The organism is Synechococcus sp. BIOS-U3-1, assembly GCF_014279975.1.
Taxonomy (GTDB): Bacteria; Cyanobacteriota; Cyanobacteriia; order PCC-6307; family Cyanobiaceae; genus Synechococcus_C.
Window position 1 is genome coordinate 2,156,730 of sequence record NZ_CP047936.1, and the last position, 14,635, is coordinate 2,171,364.

At 59.7% G+C, this 14,635-nt stretch carries 18 protein-coding genes; 7 read left to right on the top strand and 11 right to left on the bottom strand.

Going from position 1 to position 14,635, the window contains the following annotated elements; translation table 11 throughout:
- Window positions 1-17 precede the first annotated feature (17 nt).
- Entirely contained in the window at window positions 18-2,792 is a 2,775-nt protein-coding gene (locus SynBIOSU31_RS11875) for a DEAD/DEAH box helicase (RefSeq protein WP_186490292.1), read from the bottom strand.
- 73 nt (window positions 2,793-2,865) lie between these two features.
- Between SynBIOSU31_RS11875 and SynBIOSU31_RS11880 the strand changes: the two genes are divergently transcribed.
- Genes SynBIOSU31_RS11880 through SynBIOSU31_RS11900 form a run of 5 tightly spaced genes read left to right on the top strand, consistent with a single transcriptional unit; the run spans window position 2,866 to window position 6,335 of the window.
- Window positions 2,866-4,014: an aminotransferase class I/II-fold pyridoxal phosphate-dependent enzyme gene (locus SynBIOSU31_RS11880; RefSeq protein WP_186490303.1), complete on the top strand. Its 1,149-nt coding sequence runs from the start codon at window positions 2,866-2,868 to the stop codon at window positions 4,012-4,014.
- Window positions 4,014-4,754 carry an alpha/beta hydrolase gene (locus SynBIOSU31_RS11885; RefSeq protein ID WP_186490305.1) on the top strand — a complete coding sequence of 247 codons (741 nt, stop codon included), beginning with the start codon at window positions 4,014-4,016 and terminating at the stop codon, window positions 4,752-4,754. The genes SynBIOSU31_RS11880 and SynBIOSU31_RS11885 overlap by 1 nt, the downstream gene beginning before the upstream one ends.
- Window positions 4,724-5,515 carry a methyltransferase gene (locus SynBIOSU31_RS11890; RefSeq protein ID WP_255477223.1) on the top strand — a complete coding sequence of 264 codons (792 nt, stop codon included), beginning with the start codon at window positions 4,724-4,726 and terminating at the stop codon, window positions 5,513-5,515. The genes SynBIOSU31_RS11885 and SynBIOSU31_RS11890 overlap by 31 nt, the downstream gene beginning before the upstream one ends.
- The gene (gene bioD / locus SynBIOSU31_RS11895) at window positions 5,512-6,183 is read left to right on the top strand and encodes a dethiobiotin synthase (RefSeq protein ID WP_186490307.1); all 672 of its coding nucleotides are present in this window, start codon (window positions 5,512-5,514) and stop codon (window positions 6,181-6,183) included. Before SynBIOSU31_RS11890 ends, bioD begins: the two co-directional genes overlap by 4 nt.
- Window positions 6,180-6,335 carry a hypothetical protein gene (locus SynBIOSU31_RS11900; RefSeq protein WP_186490309.1) on the top strand — a complete coding sequence of 52 codons (156 nt, stop codon included), beginning with the start codon at window positions 6,180-6,182 and terminating at the stop codon, window positions 6,333-6,335. Before bioD ends, SynBIOSU31_RS11900 begins: the two co-directional genes overlap by 4 nt.
- An 18-nt stretch (window positions 6,336-6,353) precedes the next feature.
- Here the strand turns inward: SynBIOSU31_RS11900 and SynBIOSU31_RS11905 are convergent, their stop codons facing one another.
- A complete protein-coding gene (locus tag SynBIOSU31_RS11905) occupies window positions 6,354-6,644 on the bottom strand; it encodes a hypothetical protein (protein WP_186490311.1) in 291 nt (96 codons plus the stop codon).
- Window positions 6,645-6,671: 27 nt separating this feature from the next.
- On the opposite strand from SynBIOSU31_RS11905, the gene bioA reads away from it, so the two are divergent.
- Window positions 6,672-7,982 carry an adenosylmethionine--8-amino-7-oxononanoate transaminase gene (bioA, locus tag SynBIOSU31_RS11910; protein WP_186493031.1) on the top strand — a complete coding sequence of 437 codons (1,311 nt, stop codon included), beginning with the start codon at window positions 6,672-6,674 and terminating at the stop codon, window positions 7,980-7,982.
- A 28-nt stretch (window positions 7,983-8,010) separates the two neighbouring features.
- Here the strand turns inward: bioA and SynBIOSU31_RS11915 are convergent, their stop codons facing one another.
- Together SynBIOSU31_RS11915 and SynBIOSU31_RS11920 are read right to left on the bottom strand one after the other, a co-directional pair.
- Window positions 8,011-8,277 (bottom strand): DUF3143 domain-containing protein, encoded by a 267-nt coding sequence (locus SynBIOSU31_RS11915; RefSeq protein ID WP_255477225.1) that lies wholly within the window; start codon window positions 8,275-8,277, stop codon window positions 8,011-8,013.
- Window positions 8,219-8,746: a J domain-containing protein gene (locus SynBIOSU31_RS11920; RefSeq protein WP_186490313.1), complete on the bottom strand. Its 528-nt coding sequence runs from the start codon at window positions 8,744-8,746 to the stop codon at window positions 8,219-8,221. The genes SynBIOSU31_RS11915 and SynBIOSU31_RS11920 overlap by 59 nt, the downstream gene beginning before the upstream one ends.
- 60 nt (window positions 8,747-8,806) lie before the next feature.
- On the opposite strand from SynBIOSU31_RS11920, the gene rsmG reads away from it, so the two are divergent.
- On the top strand, window positions 8,807-9,571 hold the full coding sequence (rsmG, locus tag SynBIOSU31_RS11925) for a 16S rRNA (guanine(527)-N(7))-methyltransferase RsmG (RefSeq protein WP_186490315.1): 765 nt from the start codon (window positions 8,807-8,809) through the stop codon (window positions 9,569-9,571).
- Here the strand turns inward: rsmG and SynBIOSU31_RS11930 are convergent.
- The 7 genes from SynBIOSU31_RS11930 to SynBIOSU31_RS11955 all read right to left on the bottom strand — a co-directional run bounded on the left by SynBIOSU31_RS11930 (window position 9,547) and on the right by SynBIOSU31_RS11955 (window position 14,621).
- Complete coding sequence (locus SynBIOSU31_RS11930; protein ID WP_255477226.1) at window positions 9,547-10,755, bottom strand: aldo/keto reductase; 1,209 nt, start codon at window positions 10,753-10,755, stop codon at window positions 9,547-9,549. The genes rsmG and SynBIOSU31_RS11930 overlap by 25 nt on opposite strands.
- A complete protein-coding gene (locus SynBIOSU31_RS11935; protein ID WP_186490317.1) occupies window positions 10,755-11,153 on the bottom strand; it encodes a ferredoxin in 399 nt (132 codons plus the stop codon). The genes SynBIOSU31_RS11930 and SynBIOSU31_RS11935 overlap by 1 nt, the downstream gene beginning before the upstream one ends.
- A 30-nt stretch (window positions 11,154-11,183) precedes the next feature.
- On the bottom strand, window positions 11,184-11,576 hold the full coding sequence (locus tag SynBIOSU31_RS11940) for a DUF1257 domain-containing protein (RefSeq protein ID WP_186490319.1): 393 nt from the start codon (window positions 11,574-11,576) through the stop codon (window positions 11,184-11,186).
- Entirely contained in the window at window positions 11,576-11,779 is a 204-nt protein-coding gene (locus SynBIOSU31_RS11945) for a DUF2997 domain-containing protein (RefSeq protein ID WP_114994677.1), read from the bottom strand. The genes SynBIOSU31_RS11940 and SynBIOSU31_RS11945 overlap by 1 nt, the downstream gene beginning before the upstream one ends.
- An 88-nt stretch (window positions 11,780-11,867) precedes the next feature.
- Window positions 11,868-12,677 (bottom strand): HEAT repeat domain-containing protein, encoded by an 810-nt coding sequence (locus SynBIOSU31_RS11950; protein ID WP_186490321.1) that lies wholly within the window; start codon window positions 12,675-12,677, stop codon window positions 11,868-11,870.
- A 15-nt stretch (window positions 12,678-12,692) separates the two neighbouring features.
- Window positions 12,693-12,818, bottom strand: coding sequence for a hypothetical protein (locus SynBIOSU31_RS14835; protein WP_255355652.1), 126 nt, complete (start codon window positions 12,816-12,818; stop codon window positions 12,693-12,695).
- Between the two features lie 39 nt (window positions 12,819-12,857).
- Window positions 12,858-14,621: a sodium:solute symporter family protein gene (locus SynBIOSU31_RS11955; protein WP_186490323.1), complete on the bottom strand. Its 1,764-nt coding sequence runs from the start codon at window positions 14,619-14,621 to the stop codon at window positions 12,858-12,860.
- Window positions 14,622-14,635: the final 14 nt, after the last annotated feature.

The window sequence follows — 14,635 nt, forward strand, 5'->3', positions numbered from 1 at the left end:
ACCGGTCAGGAAGCCCATTAGGCAGCCCGTTCAGTGGCGGGATTGAGGCCCTCTGAAACAGCTGCGGCGGCCTTCTGCAGATCATCGGTTTCGGCCACAGGGAAGCGGTTGATCGCCTTAAGGGCCTGGCGGGCATGGCTGCGCAGCTGCTCACTGATCGCTTCGCAGTAAGGAACCTGTGCCAGCAGATCCACCGTGCGGCGCATGATCCGCACGACATCACCCTCATCCAAAGAGGTATTGGCAATCAGGTCATTCCAAGCCGTACCGCTCGCCCATGCCTCGACTAGACCCATCAGCTCCGGCTCCCACCAGGCGGGCACAACAACCTGATGTCGTTCCTGCGCCCGTAGAAGCTCACGGCGGAGACCGGAGAGGTCATGCAACGCCTCCTCGGCACGGGGCGGAGCGGGGAATCCACTCCAGAGGTCAGGACGGTTCACCTCAGTGCTGATCGCTTCAAACACAGCGGCGAGCTCTGCCGGCGGCAGATCGTCAAGATGACCGCTCATCAGAGCCAAACCCAGCCAAAGTTCGTTGTCACCGCGAAGAGCCGCCACCGTGCGACCGATCTCCGTGGGTTCGAGTTCATCAAGAGCTGCGAAGTGCTGAAGGATCTCCATCAGAGCGAGAAAGGTCTCCCAGTGACGGTTGGCGCGGTGATGGAGCAATTGCTGCCTCTCGGCGATCTCCAGCTCCAAGTCCTCCATGCGCCGGCGATGCTTCTTGAGCTGCTTGCGGTCTCCCCAGCGATGGGCAGGGTGGGCTTCGAGGTCAGCCTCAAGCGTCTGCACTGTTTGTGCCTGAGACAGCACTTCTCCTGCCAGGTCGTACTGAGGCGTTGTCATGTCATGGCGCTGAGCCATATGACCCACCGCCAGAGCCAGACCACCACTGTTCTGATCCCCATGGCGGAGCTCACCAGAACGACCGAGTTCAGGAGGTTGAACGCCATCCACTTGCAGACAGCTGAGCTCAGCATGAAGGCTCACCACCGCCTGACAGGGCAGCATCAGCCAGACATTGTCACTGGTGAGACAGAGCAAAAGCGGGAACTGGCCGGGTCCCTCGCACTTCTCCACGATCACCGCTGGTGTCACTCCACCTCGCAATTGCGGTGCCTTCAGACTCACTAGGGTTCCAATGCTCGCGAACTGCAAGGCCAGTGTGAGCTCATGAGCCAGGGTTTCCTCGGCCTGTTGCTGAAGAATGCGCATCAGTCGACGCTCTTCGCGCAGGCGACCACGACGTTTTTCGTAGTCCTCAAAGTCCTCCCATGGCACATCCCCAGACGATCCCTGCAACTGACCGAGCTGCAGACGCAACTGCTCGAGAAGCTCCTCTTCTTCGACCAGGTCCAAGCTGGCCAAATAGCGCCCGAAGCTGCGTTCCACCAACTCGCGTGCCTTGGCCAGATCATGGCGTTGTAGAAGGTTGAGAACCATGCCGTAGCTGGGGGTGAACTGGCTCACTAGAGGATCTGGAGGACTCGTTGCCAGCTGCCCTGCTTCGCGAACCCCCTCAAAGCGGCTCTGCACCGTGACCACATATCCCTGAGAGTCGAGTCCGCGTCGTCCTGCTCGACCGGCCATCTGCAGAAACTCACTGGCCATCAATTGGCGATGGCCACGCTCTGTGCGTTTCGAGAGTGCTGCAATCACTGTGGTCCGTGCTGGCATGTTGATGCCCGCCGCCAGAGTCTCCGTGGCGAACACGACCTTCACCAGTCCCTGCTGGAACAACTCCTCGATCAGCTCCTTCCAAGCCGGAAGAACTCCTGCATGGTGGGCAGCGATACCACGCAGTAAGGCATCAGCGTGCAGGCCATCACGAACAGCTTCGGGATTGGCTGATGTGTAGGCCTTGAGACGCTCACGGATTCGGGCCTGCTCCGCCTCATTCACCAAGCACTGCACCCCCAGATCCCGAACGGCCTTATCGCAACCACGACGACTGAAAATGAAATAGATGGCTGGCAACATGTCGCGCTCGGCCATCTGGGCCACCACAAAGTTGATCGGTGGCGGCTCGGGCTGGGGAGGCCTAGGGGAACGACCCTTGCGTTTGTGTCCTTTGGGGGCTCTCCAGACCTTGCAGTTGGGATGAAGACCTGTGCCCTGCTCATTCAGCAACGGGTGCAACCCTTTGGCACTGCAGAAACCAAAGTGCAGTGGAACGGGCCGGAAGTCACTCAGGACGAGCGTGGTGGGACCGTGCACCTTTTCGATCCAATCCGTGAGCTGCCCGGCATTGGCCACCGTGGCCGAAAGCGCCACGAGCTGAACAGGCGGTGGAGAGTGAATGATCGATTCCTCCCAAACGGTGCCGCGCTGAGAGTCATTCATGTAGTGGCACTCATCAAGCACCACGGCCTCCACATCGGCTAGAGGGTCGTCATGCTCATCCGCCTCGGCATAGAGCATGTTCCGGAAGATCTCCGTGGTCATGACCACGATTGAGGCATCCCTGTTGACACTCAGATCACCGGTCATCAGACCCACGTTCTCCGCACCGAATTGCTCTCGGAAATCGCGCAACTTCTGGTTGGAAAGAGCTTTCAGCGGTGTGGTGTAAAAAACTTTCTGGCCATGTGCCATGGCGCGATGGATGGCGTACTCACCGATCAAGGTTTTTCCAGAACCTGTGGGCGCACTGACCACCACGGAATGGCCTTGGTTCAGAGCGTCGATCGCCTCCAACTGAAAGTCATCCAGGGGGAAAGGAAACAACTGCGACGGATCCGGCGACCCCCCCTGTACGGGCTCTGAAGCCTGGGTGTCTTGATCCGCCATAATTCAATCCTAGGGACGCCGCCAAAAGGGCAGTGCATCGCCAACACGATCGGCATAGACCGAGACTGCATGCATGAGCACTCATCCGGCCCGTCGCCGTCAGCTGCGCACCTGGTCGCCTGCCAGGAAGCAGGAGCATCTACAGGCCGTGACCGGTGATTCGGCATGTGGCCCGGAGCTGCTTGATCTAGCCAGCAACGATTATCTGAGCCTCTGCCGGCATCCTTCCCTGATCGCCGCGGCCGAGGCACAACTGCGATGCAGCGGTGTGGGAGCAGGCGGCTCACGGCTGGTGAGCGGCAGTCGCCCTGTGCATGTCCAATTGGAGTCAGAGCTGGCGCGATGGCTCGGACGCGAAACAGTTTTGCTGTTTCCAAGTGGGTTTCAAGCCAATCTTGCTGCCGTCAAAGCCCTGGCAAACCGGCACACCACCGTTGTGGCGGATCGGCTGATTCATCACTCACTGCTGGTGGGCGTGCAAGCCAGCGGTGCCCGACTGCGGCGTTTTGTCCACAACGATCTTGAATCGCTGGAGCGTTTGTTGAGGCACTCTCGCAGCGAGCATCCGGACGCGCGCCTGCTCGTGATCACTGAAAGCTTGTTCAGCATGGAAGGCACCAGTCCACGGGTGCATGAGCTAGCAACAGTCTGCGAGCGCCATGAAGCAAGTCTGCTCCTGGATGAGGCCCATGCCCTCGGTGTCCTTGGCGAAGGAGGTCGTGGCCTGGGCTTTGGAGAACGGAGAGTGACGATGATCAGCGGCACCTTCGGCAAGGCTTTCGGCAGCGGCGGAGCCTTCCTGGCCTGCAATGGCGAGCTTGGGGAGCAATTGCTGCAGGAGAGCGGAGCCTTCCGATACACAACTGCATTGGCACCACCCCTGGCTGCAGCAGCTCTTGCCGCTCTGGAGCTGATGCGGAACAACCCTGGCTGGGGCCACACACTGGTGCAGCGCAGCAACACCTGGCGTGACTGCCTGGTCGAAGCAGGCTGGGTGCGACCGACAGGTGGCGGACCGATCTTGCCACTGCTCGTTGGAGAGGATCAGCAATGCCTGAATTTGCAACGCCATCTCGAACTCTCGGGCCTTGTCACCGCTGCAATCCGCCCACCCACCGTGCCGGAAGGCAGTGCCCGGCTACGTCTGGTTCTGCATCGCCTCCTTCCCGATGAGACATTGGAATCACTGCTGAGGGCACTTTCCGATGGCCGCGTTTCCTGATGAAACAGGTCATCGCCATGCATGGCTGGAGCGGCGACAGCACAGCTTGGGCTCCATGGGAGCGTCATTTCAGCCATCGCGGCTGGCTCTGGCAAAGCGGCGAACGCGGCTACGGCAACAGGCGATCGTGCAATCCAAGCTGGGCAGAGCCAGCCAGCGACGGCACAAACCCATGCATGGCCAGGCAGCGCAGGGTCGTGATCGCCCATTCCCTTGGCCCCCATTTGCTGGAACCCTCTGTGCTGAACCAGGCCACGGATGTGGTGTTGCTCGCCAGCTTCGGGCGATTCGTTCCGCAGGGGCCGGAGGGGAGGGCGTTGCGCGCTGGCCTTCGAGGCATGCAGATCGCGATCGGCAGTCCCGGTGAGGCCACGATGCTCAGAACCTTCCTGAAACGCGCAGCGCAACCCGCTGATCTGTGCGGTCTGCCACCGGGACCCGAACAGCACGGACTCTCACAGAGTGGGAGGGACTGTCTGAAAAATGATCTTGAGCTCCTAATCGGAACCTCAGGCCTTCCCCCAGGCTTGCCGACAGCCGCCCGAGTGCTGGTGGTGGACGGGACGGATGATGCGATCGTTGCACCAGCAGCTAGCCGTGAACACTTTTTTGCCCTCACGAGCCACCTGCAGCATGCGCCCGAGCGATGGCAGTTCAAGGATGTCGGACACGCACTACTGGTCCAGGATCTACTCGTGCGGGTCCAGCAGTGGCTAGATCACAACAGTCAAGCAAGCTGATGGACCCCATCGGCAACTGGGGCGACAAAGTCCTCAGCCGTTTCGATCAGTCGGCGCAGAACTACAACGCCTCAGCAACGCTGCAGTATGCGGTAGCCGGTCAGCTGGCGAACCGTTGCAAACAACAGGTCATCCCTGCAGGACTGTGGGTCGATCTCGGCAGTGGAACCGGACACCTGGCTGAGGCTCTTGAAGCCCAGCATCCCGGGCAGCATGTGCTGCGTGTGGACGGCAGCGAGGCGATGCTTCGCCAACAACCGCTCTCCTCCAAAACCCAGCAATGGGATCTAAGAGGACCGTTGCCACGATGGCCGGAGGCTCCCAGTCTTTTGGCATCGAGCTTCTGTTTGCACTGGCTACCGACACCCGGAGAGGCGATCCGGCATTGGCTGCATCAGCTAGCTCCGGGAGGATGGTTGGCTATAGCACTGCCGGTCGAAGGTTGCTTCCCTCAGTGGCATCGGGCCGCGGACACCACCGGCATCCCCTGCACAGCTCTTGACTTCCCAGAGATGCGGGCCTTGCTCCGATGGGTCGGGAAGGATCAGATCAGGCTGCAGGAAAATATGCACTGCAATGCTGTTGCTCCAACCCTGCCCAAGCTGCTGAAACCGCTGCGGAGGGTTGGAGCGGACTGCAGCACTCAGCCTTCGCTGCCGATTCGAGACTGGCGCACACTGCAGCAGGCCTGGCCCGATCATGATGCAGACGGACAGCTCAGACTCACCTGGGTGATCCAATTGCTGCTGATCCAACGATGAGACCGAGCTCAGCTGCACTGCGCCTTGTGGTCTGCGGCACCGACACGGATGTGGGCAAAACAGTGGTCAGTGCTCTGCTGGTCCAAGGGCTAAATGCTGTGTATTGGAAACCGGTGCAGAGCGGTCTAGAGGACGGCGGTGATCGTGAGCGGGTGGTGGAGCTGATCGACCTTCCCTCCGATCGCTGGATCGCCGAGACCTATGCCTTCCAGGCAGCTGTTTCACCCCATTGGGCAGCGGAACTAGAAAACAGCCGCCTTGACCCAACGCAGCTGACGCTTCCAGCAACGGGGGCCAGACCACTGGTGGTGGAGACCGCCGGCGGACTTCATGTTCCACTCACCCGCGCCTGGCAACAGATCGATCAGCTGCAGCGGTGGATGCTGCCCGTGGTCCTGGTGGCCCGCAGCGGACTGGGCACACTGAATCACACCCTGCTGAGTCTTGAAGCGCTTCGCAGCCGAAAGATCCCTGTGATCGGCTTGATTCTGAATGGGCCTGCCCATGCCGACAACCCAAGAACCCTCAGCGAAATCGGCGATGTTCCTGTGCTGGCACAACTTCCCCCCCTGCAGCCTCTTAACGCGGAAACTCTGCGCAATGCATGGCACAACCAGGGCCTCGGCCCTAAGTTCGAGGCGTTTGCGAACCATCTGGACAAGCGATGACAAGCCGTCAGACCTGGGCCACCGTTGCCGTTGTGTTCCTCTGCGGCGGCATCCTTGTGCTATTCACCGATGTTGAGGTGCAGCTTGTGCGCTGGTTCAACTGCGGGCCGATCGCAACTCTCGGAGAACAAGACAGCAACGTCTGCAAGTAAAGACGTCTGGCAGCGATCTCAACCCATCGGTCGAGATCGCAAGGGGCATCTGCCGATCAGCAAAGCCACATGGCGCACAGCCATGGTCAGAGTCCAACCCTGACGAAGCTGTTCATGGATCTGTTCGATCTGGGAGGGAGACCAGCCACGCATTTCAAGCCGCGCCTTGATTGAGGGCCATCCACCTTCAAAAAAGATGCTTCGACAGCCATCGCTGCCAGGACCACAGCGGGGACGCTTTAAGGCCGGCTCCACAAATCGATTGGAAGGCAGCCGCATCCGACTTTTGTCAATCTGATTCATGGCCATGGCTGGCCTCGCAGTCCTGTGCCCATGATGACAACAGGCCTTCAAGCGTGCCCAGTGTCACGGAACCATCACCCCAACCTCTGGCCACCCTTCACCTCGATCACAACCACCCCAGCTCTCGAACAGGTGGTGCGAGGTGAAGGAGCTTTGCTCTACAGAGCTGAAGGACCACCTCTGATTGATGCGATCAGCAGCTGGTGGGTCACGCTTCACGGCCATGCCAACCCTGTGGTCGCTGGCGCAATCGCTGAACAAGCCGCCACGCTTGAGCAGGTGATCTTCGCGGAATTCACCCATCCGCAGGCGGAACGACTGGCATCGCGATTGGCCCAGCGCACTGGACTGAATCGTGTTTTCTTCTCAGACAACGGCTCCACCGCGGTGGAAGTAGCCCTCAAAACAGCCGTTCAGTGGTGGCACAACCGCGGCGAACCACGCCAGCAACTGGTCGCATTTGAAGGGGCTTATCACGGCGATACCTTCGGAGCGATGGCTGTCGGTGCACGAAGCCTGTTCAGTGAACCGTTCGATCCGATGCTGTTTCCAGTGAGGCGGGTCCCCTGGCCCCATACCCACTGGAATGACACGGCAGTGGAAGCCAGTGAACAACTGGCTCTTGATGACCTGGAGCAAGCTCTAAAAACGCCCACTGCAGCGGTGATCCTCGAACCACTCATCCAGGGCGCTGGCGGTATGCGCATGGTTCGACCTCAGTTCCTCCAAGATGTGGAACAACGGGTCAGGCGCGCCGGCAGCCTGTTGATCGCTGATGAGGTCCTCGCCGGTTTTGGTCGTTGCGGCCGCCTGCTGGCCTCCCAGCGAGCGGGGATCCGGCCGGATCTGGTGGCACTGTCCAAAGGACTGACCGCGGGATTCCTACCAATGGGCATCACGATGGCCAGCGAGGCGATCTTTCAGGAGTTCCTCGGCAGCGATCCGACCAAAACCCTCTGGCATGGTCACAGCTTCACCGCCAACCCTCTCGGCTGTGCAGCAGCCAATGCGAGCTTGGATTTGCTCGAAGCGGACCCGGCCTGTCATGAGCAGTTCGAACAACGCCATCGGATCAGGCTGGAACGGTTGGCTGACCATCCCAGGGTGCAGCGCGTCAGGCTCTGCGGCACCATCGCTGCCTTTGATCTCGTGACCGGCGGTGAGCAGGGTTATCTGAATCCTGCGGGCAAAGTGCTCCGAGGCCTGGTGAGAGATCAGGGTGTTCTGATCCGTCCCCTCGGAGATGTCGTTTACCTGCTGCCGCCGCTCTGCATTAGCGATGCCCAGCTGGATCAGTGCTACGACGCTCTACAAAGCGGGCTGGATGCTCTCCCTAGCCCATAAGCTCCGGCGCAAGCCCTTGCGGCTGCTCTCAGGGACCGAGACGAAGTGCAGCCTCCACATCCTCTCGGGTCAGGCCATAGGGGTAGGAACAGGAGCGGGGTGGCCGTTCCGAAGTCCAGGTCACTCCGAGATCCTGCTGATCGAGTCGTAGGACCGCACTCCAGGCAGCCTGCTCCCAGATCCAATCGCAGGGATCATCATCACTGCGGGTAGCGCCCAGCGCCTGCAACCACTGCTCAAGTGCCCGCAGGGAATGCTGGTTGAGCGGCGTGTTCGCTGAGGGAAGTGATGCCATCGGAATCACCGGGTTGCGCATCAGTGAGCTGAGTCTGCTCCTCCACCAGCCAACTCGGCTGCACCTGCAGTTCAAGTCCTCGGCTCCAGGCCACACCCACGCCAAGCAGCAGACAGAGCAACAGAGACCCCAGCAGCAACAGCAACGACAACCACTCACCGCCGGAGAGCGGACGACGCTGACCAATTGCATGCGGCACCGGCAAAGAAGGAATCACGGGCTGCTCTGTCGCTTCTCTCGCCCGCAAAGCTGCGTCATACAAGCGACGGCAACGTGGATCAGCGAGCTGCTCATACGCTTCTCGGAGAAGCCGAAACTGACGAGCCGCATCCTGTGCCGGCAAACGGGTCGTGTCTGGATGCACCGCCTTGCTCAAACGACGGAAGGCCTGACGCAACGAATCCGCATCCGCACTGCGAGAGACACCCAGACGCTCGTAGTAGGTGATGTTCTGAGCCTGAGGGGCCATTGCGTTCAGCAGCACCTCGGCTTACTTGCCATTCTAGAAAGGTGTGACGGTTAGGCCGCTATGCCGGATACATCGCCGTTCGCCAATCCCTCATCCGAGCTCTGGTCATTGCTCGGATGGAGTCCTGATGTTGGACAGCTGAGGCAGTTCATTGACCTGCAACAGCTGCTTCAAGACTGGAACAGCCGCGTCAATCTCACCCGATTGGTGCAGGGTGAAGATTTCTGGATCACTCAGGTTCTCGACAGCCTCTGGCCTCTGTTGCCTGAGCTGATGACCCCAGACACTCCACGCCGCTGCATCGATGTGGGTACGGGCGGAGGATTCCCTGGGCTGGCGATAGCCATTGCGCTCCCAGGCGCTGAGGTGACCCTTGTGGATTCAGTGGGACGCAAGACCGCTGCTGTCGCTGCAATGGCGAAGTCGCTGGGTTTCGGCGATCGGGTGCTGGTCCGCACGGAACGGGTCGAACGCACTGGTCAGGATCCAGGCTGTCGAGGGACTTTTGATCTTGCGATGGCACGCGCCGTTGGCGCAGCTCCTGTGGTGGCGGAATACCTCGTGCCGTTGTTGCGCAGCAGCGGAGAGGGCTTGCTGTATCGCGGTCGCTGGAACGACACGGATGACATGGAGCTTCAATCAGCACTGAAGCTGCTGAAAGCTCGCTCCCTCAGGCTGCAACGCATGGAACTGCCATCCGACAGAGGAGCTCGCACATTGATCAGGATTGGGCCCGAAACCGCAACACCCAGGACTTATCCACGCATCACAGGCATGCCCAGCAAAATGCCGTTAGGAGCTCAAGACGATGACAACCGTTCCTGAGGAGAACCACCCGCCCGCTCACGCAAGCTGCGCAGAAGGCTAGGAATACGCTCTTTCCAGGGGCTGTCATTAAGAACCGACAACAGCAGCTCTTCACTCACGCTGGCATCCAACGCATCGGCATTGGCTCCTGGGAACCAATGACCGGCACGACCGAGCAGGCCATAACGCGCCTTGACGAAGCCCTCTAAATCCCATGCCTCAAGCAAATTGTGCAGCCAAAGGAGCATTGGCAAGTTGATCTCCCCTGGCGTGTCTTGCCATTCAGGCAATCCCTGTCTCCAGCTTGTCAGCCATGAGGAGCCGAGGGCATCACATTCCGCCAGACGGAGTCGGGATTCGATCGGTGCCACCAACTCCGCGGCTTGATCCAGCAAGGAAACCGCCTGAAGATGCAGATCAAGGTCTTGAGGACGAGCCGCACCGACGCTCAGGGTGTGCACCCGTGGATCCCGGAGGCAGAACAGATCGTTGAACACAATCGGATGTAAGGGATCTGTGAGCTCCAGCAGGCGTGGACCGGGGGTGTGCAGGTGCCCACCTTTATCGGTGGGACTAATGATGAACACACCCATGTCCTGAAGACTGGCTGCTGCGATTGCCGGCTCGTTCTCCTGACGGATGAAGTACCAATGCAGGTTCACGTAATCGAAAACACCCGTTTCGATGGCATCGACAATTAAGGCAGTGTCTCCATGCGTGGAAAAGCCCACATGACCGATCCGTCCTTCGGCCTGCCAGCGACGCACCACATCAAGGCAGCCACCGGGTCGGACCGTCTGATCGAGATGGGTGTGGAGATTAATGCCATGGATCGAGAGCAGATCCACACGATCCACATCAAGACGGCTGAAGGACACTTCGAGATCAGCTTCAAAAAGCGCCGAATCTGACTGAGGTGGAACCTTGGTCTGCAGGATTCGTGAGGAATCGGGGCAATCTGGCAGTGCCCAGCCCAGCTGTCGCTCTGAGCTGCCGTAGTGGCGAGCGGTTTCCACGTGATGGAAGCCCGTCTGAACTGCACGTTCCAGCGTGCTCTGCAACAACCGCTGGGATTGAGCTGTGATCGCGTCTGCCTCAAGATCACTCCAGCTCTGCTGAAAGCGCATGCCACCCAGTGACAGCACTGGCATTGAAATCTCGGTGCGCCCAAAGCGACGGGTTGGCAGACGGGAACTCCCCATCAGCCGTGATGGGTGTTACGAGGAAGGTGTCGACGTGGTCGAGCCGGCGACGGCACACCCATCGGGAGCAGTTCCTGGGCATCCAGCTGACTCTTGAGCCCCGCCAAATCATTGAACGCGACCCAATGGATGCAGTCCACTGGACAGGTCTCGATGGCTTCCTGGATGCAATCAGTGGAATCGCCATCCTGACGAATGGCCCTAGAGCGACCGAGGTGAGGCTCAATCACAAAGGTGTTGGTGGCCACATGAGCGCAGTAGCGGCAACCAATACAGGCCGCTTCATCCACCCAGACTGCCTTTGGCTGGAGTCTGCCTCCAAGAACAGGTTCCAACCCTGTCCGCTCGTCCTGATCAAAGGACGCTGCAAGGTAGGCGGCAGCCGCTGGATCAATCACAGAATCAACCTTGTCGGCAAAGGACCTGCTTCAGGAGTCCCAACGGGTCACCACCAGCTCAATGGATCCATCCTGGCAATCACGCTGCTCGGTGACATCAAATCCTTCGTGACGAGTGGCTTCAAGCACCGACCTCAGTGCATAGCGCTGGGTCAGACGAGACAGGAAACGCTCAACTGGAACAGGCTGACGCCAGAGATCCAGATCGGTCACGAATTCATACGAGTGATTGGATTCATTCCAGCGGAACCCGAAATCGGCACCACCATCAACGGCAACCGTCAGCTCGGCTTCGACGGTCTGCCCCTTATACCCACGCACAGTCTGTTGGCTGTCGCCGGGCGTATACCCCAGATCCTCAAGGGCTCCACGCAGCGGAGCCAACTGACGGAGTTCTGTTTTAACGGTACTGAAATGGGACATCAGGAGGGCTCGACGGACTGGGACTGAGTGACGGGCTGGGTTGAGGTGAAAGCCTCAGAAGTTGGCTGGCGCCGTTCGACAGTGCCTAGCGCTGCTTCAAGACGATCGGTGAGTTGCAGACAGGCGTCACCGGTGACACCTTCAACTCGCTCCTCAACACGACCGTCGGGGCGAATGCGAAATCGCACTGTGCGCTGAGGCATGCACCATCACAGAATTAAACGCATATTAAAGGCAAGTGATAAGAGGCGGAGTTCCCTGTTACGTGATCGGATCAGATCAACAGACCTTTCAGATCAACAGACCTTCATCCAGCAAAGTCTGGAGACGATCCACGAGCTCGGGATTATCGAGTTGCTCAAGAGCAGTGCGAGCTTCATCACGCACCGTCGTCTCACGATCCTGGAGCAGAGCTGCCACAAAGGCCTCAACCATCTCATCCTGGCGAGGCTTGACAAGCTGATCATGCAGTCGTCCCAAAGCCCAGATGCAGTTGCTCCGTACGACAGGCTCACTGTCAATCCGCAGGCTCAGCAGCAGCTGACCAGCCGCGAGATCTGCCTTCACCGCAGAGGTACATCCGGCCTCAGCAAGTGACACCGACGCCCAAAGACGCACAGATGCAACATCGACCTGCAAGGCCCTGATCAATGGATTGAGCACAGGCGCATCCTGATAATTACCGAGACTCCAGGCCGTGGCCTTACGCACATAAGCGTTGCTGTCGAGCTGAAGAAGACGCAGCAGAGCTTCCACAGCCTGCAGTGAAGGGTTCCGACCAAGTGCATAAACAGCGCTCATCCTCACCACTGGACAGGTTTCATCGAGCAGTGGCAAGAGCAGGGGGACTGCGCGGGGGTCGCGATATTCACAAAAAACCCTCAACCCCTGAAGGCGCTGATCATGTCCCTGCTTGAGCCATTCAAGGCCTTCATCGCAGGCTCGGACTGCCGCCAGGGCATCACCTTCAGGATCATCCGGAGCAATCTCATCAAGAGGATCACCCATGAGCTCTGCGGCAAGTTCACGGGCCAGCACATCAGGATCGATGGCCAGCTCAGCCATGAGGTCCTCGTTCTGGATACTGGATGAATCGCCCATGAACCGATCGTAATCTCAGCTGATCGGAGCAGGCGCCAGCATGTCGCCTGGAAGCCAGATGCGAGCGCTCACAGCGACAAGAGCCAGTGCGAACAGCGCCACGATCAGAATGGGAAGCAGAGTGCTGCGGAAAAAAGCCAAATCGCCGCCGGATTTCAGAGCATTGTGACTGCTTCCCGATCAGACCGAAGCAATCGATCGTCCTGTCTTGCGCAGCAGCATCAGAGAAACCACTGCCACAACCAGGCCGAGCCAACCCAGCAGCTGCTGATGCAACAGGAATGCTCCTGATCCCAGCAGAGCTCCGAACAGCAGTCCGGAACTCAATAGGAAACGAGCAATCAGGTCTGAAAGGGATTCCGAAGCGGTCGCATCAAGTGCATGACGCCAGCGGCTCCAGCCAGGTCCAGGAGGACGGACCTTCAACACGAACCGTTCCAGAACGGCGGGGGACTCCGGAGGAGTCAGCAACATCACCGTGATCCAAACCACGGCCGTGAGGCCTGTGGTGATCATCAGTCGTTCTCCGTAGTCAGCGATCTGAAGCAAAGGAACCACCGAAGTCACTAGACCCACTACGAAGCCGCAGAGCATGGCGGCCAGCTCCGCTGCAGCATTGATCCGCCACCAGAACCAGCGCAGAACGAGAACCACACCTGGACCAGTGCCGATGGCGATCACAAGCCGGAACACCGTGCCGATGCTGTCGCTGATCAGCGCGGTAAATACGCCAAGCACGAGCAACAACACACTCGTGAGCTGACCCACCAACAGAAGCTCCCGCTGAGAGGCATTCGGCCGCAGGAAGCGTTGATACAGATCGTGAGTGAGGTAGCTGGCTCCCCAGTTCACGGATGTGCTCACGGTGCTCATGAAGGCAGCCACCAGGGAGACCACTACCAGTCCGAGCACCACAGGGGGCAGAAGCTGAACCGCAAGTGTCGGGTAGCTGAGTTCCCAGTCGGCCTGGTCAGGAAGCAGCACCATGGCAGCCAGGGCCACAATCACCCAGAGCCAGCTGCGCAGCAGGTAGTTGACCACCAAGAACACCCAGCCAGCGAGCCGCGCCTGCTGTTCATCCTTCGTAGCCAGCATCCGCTGAATGAATTCGCCACCGCCATCACTGCGACGGAAGCTCCACCACTGCACGGTGAGGTAAGCCAAAAAAGTGGAAGCACTAATCCCAGCACCACCGATCCAGTCGAAACCATCGGAGCCCCAGCGCCAGGGCACAATCGACAACAGTTCAGGGCGGCCCAGCGCATCCAGCTGAGCCAGCAGTGAGTCCATTCCCCCGGCCGCATGAACAGCAGCCCAGGCCACAGCGCCTGCCCCGAGCAGCGCCAGCAGGAGCTGGACGAAGTCAGTGATCACCACCGCCCACAGTCCACCGGCAACGGTATAAGCGAGCACCAGTGCAGCCACGATAATCAGCAGAACCAACGTGTCTGAGAGGCCACCGGCTGCCTGTATGGGCTTGTCGGAAACGACGCCTAAGGCTTCCACCACCTTGCGCATGGCGAGGAAGGCGTAGCCAATGCCGATGCAGTTCACCGGTAACGCCAGCAGAAAGGCCTTGATACCTCGCAGCCAGGCAGCGGTAGGGCCGCCGTAGCGCAGCTCCGTGAAAGCGGCATCGGTGAGTACGCCACTACGCCGCCATAACGGGGCGAACACCACGGCCATCGCCACGTGTGCCAAGCCAAAACCCCACCACTCCCAGTTCGCTGCGAGGCCGCGCGTGCCCACGATCCCCGCGACATAAAGAGGGGTATCAATCGAAAAAGTCGTGGCCGCCATCGACGCGCCAGCAAGCCAGCCGCTGAGCCGGCGGCCAGCCACGAAATAATCGTCCTCACCGCGATTGCGTCGCGCCAGCCAAAGACCAAGGGCCAGCGTGACGGCCAAATACACGATCAGAATGGTCCAGTCGATCGGAGCCATGGAGCCGCGCAGAT